Below are 13751 nucleotides of genomic sequence, written 5' to 3' on the forward strand. Positions count from 1 at the left end.
AATTACATCGGCGGGAACAGGCGAAGAAGCGGATTCCAACACCAGGGAATTCATTACTGATTTTTCATCCAGGTTTGCCTACTGAACGTCGCCACCGGGGAGTTCCGCTTGTTGCAAGGGAACTGACCCACGGAAGGGCGTTTGCTGTTTTTACCTCATTCAGGGATTGGGTTATGACGGTTTCGCAACAAAGCTCACTGACATCCTCCTCAGCTGCCGACGCGCGGCTTGAAACATCATCCGGCCGCAAAGATTTCTGGCGCGCCACCTTCTCGTGCTGGCTCGGCACCGCGATGGAATATGCGGATTTTGCGCTGTATGGCCTCGCTGCCGGCATTATCTTTGGTGATGTCTTCTTCCCCGAAGCCACGCCGACTATCGCCTTGCTCTCGAGTTTTGCCACCTGGTCGGTTGGCTTTATTGCCCGCCCGATTGGTGCCTTGCTGTTCGGCTGGATCGGCGATCGTAAAGGCCGCAAAACGGTGATGATCTCGACCATCATTCTGATGGGCGCCTCCACTACATTAATCGGTTTGATTCCCTCCTATGCCAGCATTGGCGTTTGGGCACCGGCGTGTCTGGTGCTGCTGCGCTTTACCCAGGGTTTGGGGGCGGGCGCAGAGTTGTCCGGCGGCACAGTGATGCTGGGCGAATACGCGCCGGTTGAGCGTCGTGGTTTGGTCTCATCGGTGATTGCGCTGGGCTCGAACAGCGGCACGCTGATCGCCTCGCTGGTTTGGCTGGCGGTGATCCAGATGGACAAAGAGAGCTTGCTGGCGTGGGGCTGGCGTATTCCGTTCCTCAGCAGCGTACTGATTGCGGTGGTGGCGTTGTGGATCCGTCGTCATCTGCGAGAAACGCCAGTGTTTGAACGCCAGCAGGCGGAATTGCAGGCCGAACGAAACGCCACGCTGGCGCAGGCGAAAGCAGAAGTGGATACGCGCAGTTTCTGGCGTCGCACCCGCGCCTTCTGGACCATGGTGGGTTTACGCATCGGCGAAAACGGCCCTTCTTATCTGGCGCAGGGCTTTATCGTCGGTTACGTCGCCAAAGTGCTAATGATCGATAAGTCGGTGCCCACCACCGCGGTGTTCATCGCCTCGTTACTTGGCTTCGTGATTATTCCGTTTGCCGGTTGGCTGTCGGATCGCTTTGGTCGCCGTATAACCTATCGTTGCTTCTGCTTATTGCTGATGTTCTACGCCTGGCCCGCCTTTAGCCTGATGGACAGCCGCGACCCGACGATTGTCATCGCGGTGATTGTGGTCGGCATGGCGCTGGCATCGCTGGGTATTTTCGGCGTGCAGGCAGCGTGGGGCGTCGAGATGTTTGGCGTGAAGCGTCGTTATACCAAGATGGCGGTAGCGAAAGAGCTGGGGTCTATCCTTTCAGGAGGCACCGCACCATTAGTGGCGGCGGCGCTGCTGTCGTTTACCGGACACTGGTGGCCGATCGCGGTTTACTTCACGGCGATGGCCAGCATCGGTTTTCTCACCACTTTCGTGGCGCCGGAAACGCGCGGACGCGATCTCAATCTGCCGGAAGATGCCATCTGACCAGCAGGATCGCGTAAATCACAACCCCCATTGGCCGGATATTCCGGCCAATGGCATTTACGCAGGGGCAAAGGAATGGCGAAATCTCCAACCGGAAACGTAACGCGCACGGACGTGGCAAAAATCGCCGGCACCTCGGTGGCGGTGGTCAGTTACGTGATCAATAACGGCCCGCGTCCGGTGGCAGAAGCCACGCGTCAGCGCGTGCTGGAGGCGATCAAACAGACCGGCTATCGCCCCAACGCGGTAGCGCGCGCGCTGGCTTCGGGCAGCACTAAAACCTTTGGTTTAGTGGTGCCAAACATCGGCAATCCCTTTGTTGCCTCGATGGCGCACATGCTGTTGCAGGAGTCGATGAATCACGGCCACGTCATGCTGTTGGGGGATGCCGGCGACGATCGCAAACGCGAGCTGGAGATTATTCAGGGCCTGTTAAATCGTCAGGTTGATGGCCTGTTTTACAACAGCGTCGATCGCCATCCCTACATCGATGTGATTCAGGCCAGCGGTACGCCGCTGGTGATGCTGGATCGCATTGAGCCGCGTCCAGGCGTTGGCATGCTGCGCGTCAATGAGCGCGAAGCGGCGTGCCAGGTGACCGCGCATCTGCTCAGCCACGGTTATCAGCAGGTGGGCATGATCAGCGGTCCACTGGACATGCTTAACGCGCAGGACCGTATTCACGGCTGGCGCGATGCGCTGGCGCAGAAAGGGTTGCTGGCAGATGAGGCAATGATTTTCCCTGCCAGCTACACGCGGCAGGGCGGTTACGACGCCGCGCAGCGCATGGTGGCCAGCGGTCGTGTGCCGCGCGCGCTGTTTACCAGTAATGAAGGCCAGGCGATTGGCTGCATTCGTGCGCTGTCGGAGCATGGACTGCGCGTGCCGCAGGATGTCGCGCTGGTGTGTTTTAACGGTACCGATCAGTCGGCGTTTCATGTGCCGACGCTCACCACCGTACGTCAGCCGCTGCGCGATATGGCGCGCAGTGCGATTGCCATGCTTAAAAATTGGGATGGCGACGCAAAGCTGGCGGAATTTCCTCACCATTTAGAAATCGGTGAGTCCTGTGGCTGCCAGCTTACTCAACAAGAATAAAATTATAACACTATGAAAAGATTGATTATTGATTGTGATCCGGGAAACGGTATAGCGGGCGCCAACACCGACGATGGCCTCGCGCTGGCGTTAGCATTGGCCTCAAAGTCACTGTCGCTGGAACTGATTACCACTGTGACCGGCAACACGCCGAGCGCGGTGGGTGCGCAGGTTGCGAAAGATCTGCTGCAGCGGCTGGGACGCAACATTCCGGTGGTGCAGGGCGCGCTGCAGGCGCTGCGTGAAGATCCTGCGCCGTGGCGTGCGCGTCTTGACCACGTTGCTGATGAAAAGCTCGGTGAACTGTGGCGCGGCGTTCGTCAACCGCAGCGTATTCCGGCGGATGGACATGATGCGGCTGGTGTAATGGGCCAACTGATTTGTGACAATCCCGGCGAGTTTACGCTGGTAGCCATTGGCCCGTTGACCAACGTGGCGCTGGCACTGCAGCGTTATCCAGAGATGGCTGAATCGGTGGCAGAGATTGTGATTATGGGTGGTGTGTTCGCGCTGGATGATTACATCAAAGACACCAATTTTGGCCTCGATCCGGAAGCCGCGCATCAGGTGCTGCACAGCGGTGCTGCCATCACGCTGGTACCAATGGACGCCACCACGCAAACCCTGATGACGCAGCAGGATCTCACGCGGCTGACCGCTAACGATCATCCGTTGCCGCAGTTTGTGCGCGAGACGTTGCGGCCGTGGATCGATTATTCGATCCGCACCCGTCATCTGCCAGGTTGCTGGATACACGACGCGCTGGTGGTGGCGTGGCTGCTGAATCAGCGTGTCGCCGACGGCGTGGATTATCATGTGGATATTGAGCTGCGACCTGGCGCCACGCGCGGCAAAAGCTGGCGTTATCGCACGCCGCTGCGGCTGGATATTGGCGTGCCACCGCAGACCGGCGCCTTGGTGCATGTGATTCAAACCGTTAATAATGCGCTGCTGCTTGAGATGATCGAAAAGGCATTTAATCAGTTATAAAACCCTTGACTGCACCTGCCGTAACGGCGCGATAAAACGCGCCGCTACAGGATATTGCCTCCATCAATGACACGTTTTTTTACACCGCGCATCACTCGCTGACAATTCCTACCACAGCCCGCCTTTCTGACATGCTATATACAAATAGTTAACAAATTAGTAACCCGTGAAATTATTCGCGCGGTAACTTCTACTATAAATCCGGCCAACGAACCGGAAGCTCATCAGACAGGATACCAACATGTTCAACTGGACTGCGACCCAGCGCAACGTGGCTTTTGCCAGTTTCGCGAGCTGGACGCTGGATGCGTTCGACTTCTTCATCTTAGTGTTTGTCCTCAGCGATCTTGCCCAATATTTCCATACCAGCGTCTCCGATGTTTCTCTTGCCATCATGCTCACGCTCGCCGTGCGTCCGATCGGCGCGCTATTGTTTGGTCGGCTGGCGGAGAAGTACGGCCGCCGACCGATTTTGATGCTCAATATCGTGATGTTCTCGGCGTTTGAGCTGCTGTCGGCGTGGTCCCCCACCTTCACGGCGTTCCTCGGTTTCCGCGTGATTTACGGCGTGGCGATGGGGGGGATTTGGGGCGTGGCGTCGTCGCTGGCGCTGGAAACCATTCCGGATCGCTCGCGCGGCTTGATGTCCGGCATCTTCCAGGCTGGTTATCCGTGCGGCTATCTGCTGGCGTCGGTGATTTTTGGTTTGTTCTTCGAAACGGTCGGCTGGCGCGGCATGTTCCTGATTGGCGCGTTGCCGATTCTGCTGCTGCCGTTTATCTACTTCAAAGTGCCGGAATCGCCGGTGTGGCTGGCGGCGCGCGAGCGGAAAGAGAGCAATGCGCTGCTGCCGATTATCCGCCAGCACTGGAAAATCTGTATCTATATGGTGCTGCTGATGGCCTGCTTTAACTTCTTCAGCCACGGTACGCAGGATCTCTATCCCACCTTCCTGAAAGTGCAGCATCAGTTTGATCCGCACACCGTCAGCATCATTGCCATCAGCTACAACATCGCGGCGATGCTGGGCGGCATTACCTTTGGTGCACTCTCCGAGCGCATTGGCCGCAAGCGCGCGATTATTCTGGCGTCATTCCTCGCGCTGCCGGTGTTGCCGCTGTGGGCCTTCTCCAGCGGTTCATGGATGATCGGTATCGGCGCGTTTCTGATGCAGTTTATGGTGCAGGGCGCGTGGGGCGTGGTGCCGACCTATCTTACCGAACTGGTGCCCGCCAATGCGCGCGCGGTGCTGCCGGGCTTTGTCTATCAGCTGGGGAATTTGATCGCCTCCGTGAATGCGACGCTGCAGTCGCGTATCGCCGAGGCGCACGGCGGCAATTATGGTTTGGGCATGGCGATTGTCGCCGGAACGGTGGCGGTGCTGATTTGCGTATTAGTGGCCTTTGGTCGCGAGACGCGCGGCATCGAAATCTCCGGTGCCGCCGCGCGCGAGTCGTCTTAAAGCGCCTCGCAGACGTCAACCCATTTCGCCGCGGTGAGTTCCGCCATGCGCTGCGGCGAAATGCGCACCGCGCTATGAATCGATCCGGCTGCGGGCAGCACTTCATCAAAGCTGCGCAGCGACACATCGCAATAGACGGTAAGCGGATTTTCCAGCCCGAACGGGCAAACGCCGCCGACCGGATGTCCGGTCCAGTTCACCACCTCATCCACGCTTAACATGCGCGCCTTGGCGCCGAGCGCAGCTTTCAGCTTGCGGTTGTCGAGACGCGCATCGCCGCGCGTAACGATCAGCACGATGGCATCTTTCACTTTCAGCGACAGGGTTTTGGCGATTTGCCCAGGCTGAACGCCATGAACGCGTGCGGCCAGCTCAACGGTGGCGGTGCTTTCCGGCATCTCGATGATGTCGATATCCGGTGCATGTTCGGCAAAGAAGTGCCGTACCGACTCCAGGCTCATTGTTATCTCCGGTAAAAACAGAGCCGAAAAAATGCCATAAGCCTGGAAAAGTGTAAACGGGAGAAAAGGAGAATCTGTAACAGAATGCGCGGGTGCTACACCGCTTTTAACGTGCAGTTACCGCAACGTTCTACATCGGGGATACGATAGCGCTGGCAGCAGCTGCGTCGTTCCATTTCGCCATTACGCGGGATCATGGTGCGATACAGCGGATTATCGCTGCCATCGAGCAGGGATTTGCTGAAAAATAGCGCCTGTTCCAGCTGCAAAATCTTCTCTTCTGGCAACTGGTTTTTCAATTCACCAAGGAACCAGTAAAACGAAAAGCCCATGTTGTTCCAGATAAGCTTCGCATTGATATCACCGTGCTGCGTCATGCCGTTAACCGCCGGAATCAGGCATTGCTGAATCAGGCGATCGATACGCTGCTGGGCATTGAGGTAGCGCGCATCCTCATCTTCCTGCACATCCAGCCAGAAAGCGCACGGATGGCCGTTTTCGTGGAACTCAACGTGAATCAGATGCGGCGAGCAGTTCAGCGCACGCGGTTCCTGCAATAACGCCATCATCAGCGGTGGCAGCAGCAGGCCAAAATACCACTGCGCCCACAGCGATTGCAGCGGCTTAGCTTCCTGCTTCACATCAGGATGATCGCGATAGAGATAATCGCTGTAGCGCTGCGTCAGGCGGCGATAGTGAAGCGGATTGGACCATTCAGCCAGAGTTAACGTCCCGGCGGGTGCCGGCTGGCCAAGCTTGAGGTTATCCAGCATGTAGCTGCGTTGATCGCGCATCAGATCTTCCAGTGCGCTCGCTAAACTGCGATCGCTCTGCATAAAGATCAGTGGATGCTCGCTGAAGCGATGATCCTGACGCGTGATGATGGCCATGCCGGTCCTGAGTGATAACGGGAATCGAGAGACAAATGATAATCGTTCCCAGCATTTTGAACAACATTTCTGCACATGCAACTGTTAACGCACATTTCGTCGCGGCGCGTTTTATCGCGCAATAAATTGCGCCGCGACGAGGTGTGCGTTGGGTAATGACAAGGCTTTATATCAGTTCATTACTCGCCTGCGTCAATTTCGGCAAATCCTCCCACGCCAGAATAGTGTTACGTCCCTGATTTTTCGCCACATACAGCGCGCGGTCAGCATTGGCGACTGCCTGGTCAAAATCGTCAGCAAAGATGGGCGCGATGCCAGCGCTGATGGTGACGTGCGTCGAGACTTTCTCATTGAAGCGGTGCGGAATTTCCAAATCCACCACGTACTGACGAATGCGTTCAGCCAGTTTCATTGCGATTGAGGCGTTTACATTGGTCATCAGCACCAGAAACTCTTCGCCACCGTAGCGTGTGACCACATCGCGCGAACGCACCGCGTCGCGGATCGCCACGGACACGCGCGCCAGCGCCTGATCGCCCATCGCATGGCCGTAATTGTCGTTGTAGGCTTTGAAGTGGTCGATATCCAGCAGCAGCACAAAGTGGCTGCCGGCGTGGTTTTCCAGAATGGTATCAAGGCGATTCTTCAATCCACGGCGGTTGTACAAGCCGGTAAGCGGATCGAGCATGCTCAAATCGCTGAAGCTCTCTTTTTCCTCATACAGCTGGCTAACCAGCCGACGGGTGAAGGTATCAAAGCGACGACGCATTAAATGGTGCAGTGAAAAGCCGATTAATGGCAGCGTAATGGTGAATAAGATCATCATTAAATGCTGACCATCATCCAATAACAGCACGGTTAATACCGGCGGTGTGATGTGTAAACAGAATGCAATCAAATAATCACTCAGCGCAATGGCACTGATAAAGAACACGCTTAACAGGCTGATAATTAAAAAGCTGCCATCAAAATAGTAAACCAGATGATATCTGTGGTTAATATGCCACGCCCACAGCGCACCCAAAATAAAAGCCACAGGATTTAATAGCGGTAATTTTTGTTTTGACGCCATTAAGCAAATAACCAGCAGCGTGGAGCTGAAGCCCGCTACAACGTCCACCGGCAGCGAGCGTATTGGGCTATCGCTGCCTAAAATCGGCAGCAGGCAAAAAAGCGAAACGGCGACATTAAGAAACAGAAATAGCATCAGCGACAGCCGATATTTACTCTGTTTCAACTCATCATAAGATTGTAATTTCATTATTATTCTCGTGACAGCCCTGATATATCAAAGCGCTACCCGCAAGTAATAGTTTACCTACCCGGATAGAGAGCACGTTATTGTTGTGTTAGCGATATTGTTATCGGCGGCAATTTAGCATTTTCCAGTAATTCTGTCATCCGGCATGGCTTGCGACAAAAATTCGCTGCAAGATGAGAAATATTGTCATATGATAATGCGAATATTTATCATTTGAGGGTTGCGCGATGATCATGGCGATAATAGCCGCCTGCGGACTATGGGGCGTGAGCTGGGTAATGGGTAAACGTCTGGATAGCGGTTGGGGCGTGTTATTACCCTGCGCGGCGATGCCGATTTTTGCGTTATGGGAACCGAGTTTCAGTCAATGGCGAGTGGTGATGATTGTGGCACTGCTGCTGACCGTGGTGATGCTGTTTCACCATCGCCTGCGTCACTATCTGTTGCTGCCATCTTGTCTGGCATTGGCGGGCGGCTTAGCGGCGGTGTCGGTCAATTTCCACGTTATCTGATCAAATCGCAGAAACGACAACATCACGCTGAGAGCGTGAAGTTCGTTGAAAAATCTTTCGGGGGATTTACTGCTCGAAAGGAGTGACAACTGTTGGTGCGAAGGGAGGGACTTGAACCCTCACGTCCGTAAGAACACTAACACCTGAAGCTAGCGCGTCTACCAATTCCGCCACCATCGCATCTTAGTTGTCTGTTTATATCGTCGCATTGGTGCGAAGGGAGGGACTTGAACCCTCACGTCCGTAAGAACACTAACACCTGAAGCTAGCGCGTCTACCAATTCCGCCACCATCGCTCAGTGCGCAGATATAAACTGTGTGATTTTAGTTTGGTGCGAAGGGAGGGACTTGAACCCTCACGTCCGTAAGGACACTAACACCTGAAGCTAGCGCGTCTACCAATTCCGCCACCATCGCAAACTAACAACACCCTAAAGTATTGCTAACCACGGAGGCGCATTTTAGAGATTTTACTCATTGCGTCAACACATATTTCGCGACGGCAAAACGATCGCTGTAAAAAGCAACGTTTCTGCCGCCGCGCTGCTGTTAACGCGTTTTGGCACCGCGACCATATACGGCGCGATAGACTTTGAAGCGTCCGGTTTGCGCCAGCACTTCGTGATTGCCAAAGGTTTCATCCAGAATTTGTGGATATGGCAGGAAGGCGTTAGCCACGATACGCAGTTCGCCGCCGCTGTTCAGATGCTTAAGCGCACCGCGAATCAGCGTGTTAGCCGCTTCAAGGCTGGTTTGCAGGCCATCGTGGAACGGCGGGTTAGAGATGATCATGTCGAAACGGCCGGTAACGTCAGAGAACACGTTACTGGCAAACACTTCACCTTCCAGTTCGTTGGCGGCCAGCGTGGCTTTACTCGCTTCAATCGCAGCAGCATGCACATCGCACAGCCACAGACGCACGCGCGGCGACACTTTCGCCATCACAGTTGCCAGCACACCGCTGCCACAACCGATATCCAGCACTTTGCCACGGAAATGCGGCGTCAGCGTGGAGAGCAGCAGATCGCTGCCGATATCCAGACCATCACGGCTGAACACGCCCGGCAAGGTATGGATGGTGAGATCCTCGAGCTGATAAGTATGGCCGTAGCTGCTGGCATCAAAGGTTGGCTGCTTATCGAGACGACCGTGATACAGGCCACAACGACGCGCGCTATCAACTTTCTCCAGCGTCGCCCACGCTTCCAGCATGCCTTCGGCGCTGCGCACGCCGCTGCGGTTTTCACCCACCACGAAGATATCGCAGCCTACCGGCAGCAGAGAGAGCAGGTTTTGCAGCTGGTACTGCGCTTCGGGTTTGTTCTTCGACCAGTAATAAACCAGCGTATCGCAGCCTTCAACATCGGCAGCGGTTGCAACCATGCTGTAAACCGCACGTTCACCAAGGCGATGGCTTAGGTTCTGCCAGTGATGATATTGCTGGGTATGCACGCGGCTCGACGCGGTTTCTAGCTGGGCGGGCAGGTCATCCTGCAGGTCGCCAGCAAACAAAACGTTGCGGGCAGTAAATTCATCACTGTGGCGCAGAATCACTTCGCTGGCCGGGGTAAAAGCAGACATGGGGCACTCCTGTTAAATCAGAGCGACGATTATATACACGTCATACTTCAAGTTACAGGTGCGTTGGCTGCTCTCGCTCACCCGAATCACTTACCTGAAGTAAGCTCATCGGGCTTCACTCGTTTGCCGCCTTCCTCTAACTCGAATTATTTTGTGTAGGGTGCTTTGTTGGCGCATGTTCGATGGGTTTGCTAGCATAGCGTCGCATTCTGGCAGCATAACGGGTAATAGCATGAGCACAAGGCGCGACTGGCTTCTACAGCAAATGGGGATTACGCAGTATCAGCTGCGGCGTCCGCGCGTGCTGCAAGGGGAAATTGCCGTCACGCTTTTGCCCGACACGCGTTTGGTTTTGGTGGCCGAACAGGCACCCACGCTACAAGAACCGCTGATTCGCGACGTGCTGCGCGCGCTGAACATTCAACCCGCGCAGGTCATGTCGTTAACGCCAGACCAGCTGCAAATGCTGCCGGAGCAGGTCGATTGCGCCGGCTGGCTGCTGGGCGTCGAGAGCGAACATCCCTTTAACGGCATTACCCTTAACACCGCCGTTTTCAATGAACTGATCAGCAGCGGCGCAGCAAAACGCGCCCTGTGGCAACAGATGTGTAACCATGACAGCCATCTCTTTAGTCACCCCTGAAGACCAGCCGCAGCTGCTGGCGATTGAGCGCCGCGCACATGCTTTTCCGTGGAGCGAGCAGACGTTTAGCAGTAATCAAGGCGAACGTTTCGTTAATTTCCGCATTGAAGTTGAAGGTAAGCTGGCCGGATTCGCCATCACCCAAGTGGTGCTGGATGAAGCGTCGCTGTTCAATATTGCGGTGGATCCCGACTTCCAGCGCCGCGGCCTGGCGCGCCAGCTGTTGCAGCATCTGATTGCTGAGCTCGAGCAGCGCGACGTGATGACGCTGTGGCTGGAAGTGCGCGCCTCAAATATGCCGGCGATTGCGTTGTATGAGCAGCTGGATTTCCATCAGGTGAGCGTACGCCCCAACTATTATCCCACTGCCAGCGGACGAGAAGATGCCATCATTATGGCGCTAACGCTTTAAGGAGCACCATGCTAAACGATTGGGACTGCATCCTGTTTGATGCAGACGAAACGCTTTTCCATTTCGATGCTTACGCTGGTTTGCAGCGCATGTTTGCCCGCTATGACGTGCAATTTTCTGCGCAGGATTACACCGATTATCAGGCGATCAACAAGCCGCTGTGGGTCGATTACCAGAACGGCACCATTTCCGCACTGCAGCTGCAAACGCGCCGCTTCACCTTGTGGGGCGAAAAGCTGAGCGTCGCACCCGAAGTACTCAACAGCGATTTCCTCAGCGCAATGGCCGATATCTGCCTGCCGCTGGAAGGCGCAGCTCATCTGTTATCAACGCTGAAAGGCAAAGTGAAAATCGCCATCATTACCAACGGTTTCACTGCGTTACAGCAGGCGCGCCTTGAGCGTACCGGATTCCTCGATGTGTTTGATGCGCTGGTGATTTCTGAAGAAGTTGGCGTACCGAAACCGGACGTGGCGATTTTTGATCACACGCTGGCCTTGCTGGGCAACCCGGATCGCAGCCGCGTGCTGATGGTCGGCGATACGCCAGAATCAGATATTCTCGGCGGCATGAATGCCGGCCTGAAGACCTGCTGGATCGATCACGGTACGCGTCCGTTACCCGATCACATCACGCCAACCTGGCAGGTGAAAACGCTGGCCGAGCTGGAAACGATTCTGACGGAAGGTTAAAAGTATCTATTCATCGTTACCATCGTGATGATGCTGAGAAGCCCGCTGTGCGGGCTTTTTTTTATGTTATTATCTATGCATGAATCTATTCATCAATCTATTCATCAGGTAAGGTGGCGGCAATGGCTGAGCTACAAAGTTTGCTGCTGGAAGGACCGCTTAGTGCGGCGGATCTGCTGGCTCGATTGCATATCAGCCAGGCCACGCTTTCACGCCAACTGCGTCAGCAGCCGCAGATTATCAAATGGGGCAAAGCGCGCGCGACGCGTTATGCGTTGCTGCGGCCCATCCGGGGTGAAAGCCGCTTCCCGCTGTATCGTATTTCTGCTGAAGGTCAGGCATCGCCCGCTGGCATCCTTTTGCCAACCTGGCCGCAGGGCAGTTGTCTGCATCTGGACCAGCACGATCAAGGCCGCTTTTATGACGGCTTACCGTGGTTCCTGCAGGAGATGCGTCCGCAAGGTTTTCTGGGCCGACAATGGGGCCGTGAATACGCGCCACAGCTCGGGCTGACGGATGATATTCGTCTCTGGAGTGATGAGCAGTGCCTGATGGCGCTGGCAAGCGGCGGCATCGATATGCCGGGCGCTTTTATTGTTGGCGACATGACATACCAGCGTTGGCTGCAACAGCCCGCACCGCAAGCCATCAGCGAGGCGCAAAAAATCGCGCGTTATCCGCTGATGGCACAACAGGCGCTGAGCGGCGATGAACCGGGCTCATCGGCTGGCGGCGAACAACCGAAATTCCTGTGCTATGCCGCAACGGCGAATGGCGATCGTCATTGTCTGGTGAAATTTACCGTCGCCCGTCAAAGTGATAATGCTGAGCGCTGGCGTGATTTGTTACGCGCGGAGCATCTGGCGTTGCAACATTTACTGGCGGCGGGATTGCCTGCCGCACATAGCCAGCTGATTGATAGTGAAGGACAATTGTTCCTCGAAGTGCAGCGTTTTGATCGCATTCATCAACGTGGTCGACGCTGCATGAGTTCATTAGAAGCGGTAAGCGCAGAGTTTATCGGCCATCAACAACACTGGCCGGATGCGCTGCGTGAGTTGCAGCGTCAGCAACGTATTGATGCGGTAGCGGTTGAACGCGGGACTTTGCAGTGGGCGTTTGGACGACTGATTGCCAATAGCGACATGCACGCGGGCAATCTGTCTTTCTTTACTGATGAAGAACGTTTCAGCCTGACACCGGCTTACGACATGCTGCCGATGGCGCTGGCGCCCAATTCTCAGGGGCACATGCGCGATGAAGTCAAACTGACGCTGGATTTCGCGCTGCCAGGCGCCGTGTGGCGCGCTGCCAGCGCTATGGCGAAAATCTACTGGCAGGCGATTGCAGAGGATGCTGCGTTTAGCGCGAACTTCCGCAGCATTGCCGGGCAGGCATTACAGCAACTGGAAGCGATGGAAGTGACGTTGCATAAAATGGCTTAACGCTCTTTTTCAGTCTCTGTGGTTGCTGCCGCCGCCTCTTCTTGCTCTTTCTCTTTATCCTCTTTCACCGTGCGGCTCGCCGTTAGCAGGAACGGCGATTGCTGCCAGCGGGTGCGACGGTCGCGCAGCAGGGTGCGCGTCAGGATAATGCCGATGGCCAGCGCCAGTAACATCATTAGGCGCAGGATGTTGGTGGTGTTATCCACCTGACGTGATTCCGTCACCAGCACGTGAGTATCCAGCGTGACGCGCAGGAAACCTTGCGGGCCATCTTTGCCTTCCAGCGGCTGCACGATTTGATGGTTGAAGTAGCTACCAGCGCGTTTGCCATCCAGCGACAGCCGATCGCGCACATTAATGCTTTCGCCGCTGTGCGCCACCAGGCTGCCATCATCGGCGTAGACGGAAGCATCAAGAATGCGGCTGTTGTCGGTCATCTGATTGAGGATGGCGGCAATCTGCGTGCGGTTATCGTCGCTGTTATCCATCAACGGTTTAAGACTAAACGCCACCTGTTTGGTCAGCGTGCGCGCCAGTTCTTCCACTTGTTCAGAGCGAGCCATTTGATGGCCGAGGCTAAACCAGGATGCGCCTTGCATCAGAACCACTAACAGAGCCAGCGAGATAAGAACAATCACCGTGCGATGCAGGCGAAATTTCAGTGCGGTTTTAACCATCAGAAACCCGTGTGATGTAACAGCAGAAAGGCTGGCAATTATGTTGCCAGAACCCGCGCAGACAAGGTAGC

The 13751-nt window shown here is 55.5% G+C and carries 14 protein-coding genes and 3 tRNA genes; 9 read left to right on the forward strand and 8 right to left on the reverse strand.

Translation table 11 applies throughout. From position 1 onward, the window contains the following. Positions 1 to 173 precede the first annotated feature (173 nt). The 4 genes from P6287_RS03055 to P6287_RS03070 all read left to right on the forward strand — a co-directional run bounded on the left by P6287_RS03055 (position 174) and on the right by P6287_RS03070 (position 5106). Positions 174 to 1556, forward strand: a complete 1383-nt coding sequence (locus tag P6287_RS03055) for an MFS transporter (protein WP_101762195.1) — start codon at positions 174 to 176, stop codon at positions 1554 to 1556. Positions 1557 to 1631: 75 nt separating this feature from the next. Then, entirely contained in the window at positions 1632 to 2654 is a 1023-nt protein-coding gene (locus tag P6287_RS03060; protein ID WP_101762194.1) for a LacI family DNA-binding transcriptional regulator, read from the forward strand. A gap of 12 nt (positions 2655 to 2666) precedes the next feature. Further along, complete coding sequence (locus tag P6287_RS03065; RefSeq protein WP_110867476.1) at positions 2667 to 3644, forward strand: nucleoside hydrolase; 978 nt, start codon at positions 2667 to 2669, stop codon at positions 3642 to 3644. 241 nt (positions 3645 to 3885) lie between these two features. After that, positions 3886 to 5106 (forward strand): MFS transporter, encoded by a 1221-nt coding sequence (locus P6287_RS03070; RefSeq protein WP_101762192.1) that lies wholly within the window; start codon positions 3886 to 3888, stop codon positions 5104 to 5106. Here the strand turns inward: P6287_RS03070 and P6287_RS03075 are convergent. The 3 genes from P6287_RS03075 to P6287_RS03085 form a co-directional block, all read right to left on the reverse strand. Beyond that, positions 5103 to 5567, reverse strand: coding sequence for a YbaK/EbsC family protein (locus P6287_RS03075; RefSeq protein WP_008107722.1), 465 nt, complete (start codon positions 5565 to 5567; stop codon positions 5103 to 5105). The two genes, P6287_RS03070 and P6287_RS03075, sit on opposite strands and share 4 nt — an antisense overlap. 95 nt (positions 5568 to 5662) lie before the next feature. Further along, positions 5663 to 6457 carry a siderophore-iron reductase FhuF gene (fhuF, locus tag P6287_RS03080; protein WP_277974493.1) on the reverse strand — a complete coding sequence of 265 codons (795 nt, stop codon included), beginning with the start codon at positions 6455 to 6457 and terminating at the stop codon, positions 5663 to 5665. A gap of 166 nt (positions 6458 to 6623) precedes the next feature. Further along, positions 6624 to 7718 (reverse strand): diguanylate cyclase, encoded by a 1095-nt coding sequence (locus P6287_RS03085; RefSeq protein ID WP_137385109.1) that lies wholly within the window; start codon positions 7716 to 7718, stop codon positions 6624 to 6626. 227 nt (positions 7719 to 7945) lie between these two features. Here P6287_RS03085 and P6287_RS03090 point away from each other — a divergent pair, with 227 nt between their 5' ends. Next, positions 7946 to 8230 (forward strand): DUF1435 domain-containing protein, encoded by a 285-nt coding sequence (locus tag P6287_RS03090; protein ID WP_110867479.1) that lies wholly within the window; start codon positions 7946 to 7948, stop codon positions 8228 to 8230. Between the two features lie 93 nt (positions 8231 to 8323). Here the strand turns inward: P6287_RS03090 and P6287_RS03095 are convergent. The 4 genes from P6287_RS03095 to rsmC form a co-directional block, all read right to left on the reverse strand. Beyond that, positions 8324 to 8410: transfer RNA gene (locus P6287_RS03095), tRNA-Leu, on the reverse strand. A gap of 29 nt (positions 8411 to 8439) precedes the next feature. Beyond that, positions 8440 to 8526: transfer RNA gene (locus tag P6287_RS03100), tRNA-Leu, on the reverse strand. 34 nt (positions 8527 to 8560) lie between these two features. Continuing rightward, positions 8561 to 8647 (reverse strand) — tRNA-Leu (locus P6287_RS03105). Positions 8648 to 8779: 132 nt separating this feature from the next. Continuing rightward, positions 8780 to 9811, reverse strand: a complete 1032-nt coding sequence (gene rsmC, locus P6287_RS03110) for a 16S rRNA (guanine(1207)-N(2))-methyltransferase RsmC (protein ID WP_101762187.1) — start codon at positions 9809 to 9811, stop codon at positions 8780 to 8782. Positions 9812 to 10043: 232 nt separating this feature from the next. Here rsmC and P6287_RS03115 point away from each other — a divergent pair, with 232 nt between their 5' ends. From P6287_RS03115 to yjjJ, 4 genes are all read left to right on the forward strand, one after another. Beyond that, positions 10044 to 10454 carry a DNA polymerase III subunit psi gene (locus P6287_RS03115; protein WP_277974494.1) on the forward strand — a complete coding sequence of 137 codons (411 nt, stop codon included), beginning with the start codon at positions 10044 to 10046 and terminating at the stop codon, positions 10452 to 10454. Next, on the forward strand, positions 10426 to 10866 hold the full coding sequence (rimI, locus tag P6287_RS03120; protein WP_192235784.1) for a ribosomal protein S18-alanine N-acetyltransferase: 441 nt from the start codon (positions 10426 to 10428) through the stop codon (positions 10864 to 10866). Before P6287_RS03115 ends, rimI begins: the two co-directional genes overlap by 29 nt. An 8-nt stretch (positions 10867 to 10874) precedes the next feature. After that, positions 10875 to 11558: a pyrimidine 5'-nucleotidase gene (gene yjjG / locus P6287_RS03125; protein WP_101762184.1), complete on the forward strand. Its 684-nt coding sequence runs from the start codon at positions 10875 to 10877 to the stop codon at positions 11556 to 11558. Positions 11559 to 11680: 122 nt separating this feature from the next. Beyond that, positions 11681 to 13003 (forward strand): type II toxin-antitoxin system HipA family toxin YjjJ, encoded by a 1323-nt coding sequence (gene yjjJ, locus P6287_RS03130; protein ID WP_277974495.1) that lies wholly within the window; start codon positions 11681 to 11683, stop codon positions 13001 to 13003. Here the strand turns inward: yjjJ and P6287_RS03135 are convergent. Then, positions 13000 to 13680 (reverse strand): YtjB family periplasmic protein, encoded by a 681-nt coding sequence (locus P6287_RS03135; RefSeq protein WP_101762182.1) that lies wholly within the window; start codon positions 13678 to 13680, stop codon positions 13000 to 13002. The genes yjjJ and P6287_RS03135 overlap by 4 nt on opposite strands. Positions 13681 to 13751 lie beyond the last annotated feature (71 nt).

The organism is Pantoea sp. X85 (assembly GCF_029623675.1).
GTDB classification, from domain to species: Bacteria; Pseudomonadota; Gammaproteobacteria; order Enterobacterales; family Enterobacteriaceae; genus Pantoea; species Pantoea leporis.

Coding starts and splice junctions, on each gene's coding strand:
- P6287_RS03135 (WP_101762182.1), bottom strand. CDS start 13,680: ATGGTTAAAACCGCACTGAAATTTCGCCTGCATCGCACGGTGATTGTT.
- fhuF (WP_277974493.1), bottom strand. CDS start 6,457: ATGGCCATCATCACGCGTCAGGATCATCGCTTCAGCGAGCATCCACTG.
- rimI (WP_192235784.1), top strand. CDS start 10,426: ATGACAGCCATCTCTTTAGTCACCCCTGAAGACCAGCCGCAGCTGCTG.
- yjjJ (WP_277974495.1), top strand. CDS start 11,681: ATGGCTGAGCTACAAAGTTTGCTGCTGGAAGGACCGCTTAGTGCGGCG.
- P6287_RS03070 (WP_101762192.1), top strand. CDS start 3,886: ATGTTCAACTGGACTGCGACCCAGCGCAACGTGGCTTTTGCCAGTTTC.
- P6287_RS03090 (WP_110867479.1), top strand. CDS start 7,946: ATGATCATGGCGATAATAGCCGCCTGCGGACTATGGGGCGTGAGCTGG.
- P6287_RS03065 (WP_110867476.1), top strand. CDS start 2,667: ATGAAAAGATTGATTATTGATTGTGATCCGGGAAACGGTATAGCGGGC.
- P6287_RS03055 (WP_101762195.1), top strand. CDS start 174: ATGACGGTTTCGCAACAAAGCTCACTGACATCCTCCTCAGCTGCCGAC.
- P6287_RS03060 (WP_101762194.1), top strand. CDS start 1,632: ATGGCGAAATCTCCAACCGGAAACGTAACGCGCACGGACGTGGCAAAA.
- P6287_RS03085 (WP_137385109.1), bottom strand. CDS start 7,718: ATGAAATTACAATCTTATGATGAGTTGAAACAGAGTAAATATCGGCTG.
- rsmC (WP_101762187.1), bottom strand. CDS start 9,811: ATGTCTGCTTTTACCCCGGCCAGCGAAGTGATTCTGCGCCACAGTGAT.
- yjjG (WP_101762184.1), top strand. CDS start 10,875: ATGCTAAACGATTGGGACTGCATCCTGTTTGATGCAGACGAAACGCTT.
- P6287_RS03075 (WP_008107722.1), bottom strand. CDS start 5,567: ATGAGCCTGGAGTCGGTACGGCACTTCTTTGCCGAACATGCACCGGAT.
- P6287_RS03115 (WP_277974494.1), top strand. CDS start 10,044: ATGAGCACAAGGCGCGACTGGCTTCTACAGCAAATGGGGATTACGCAG.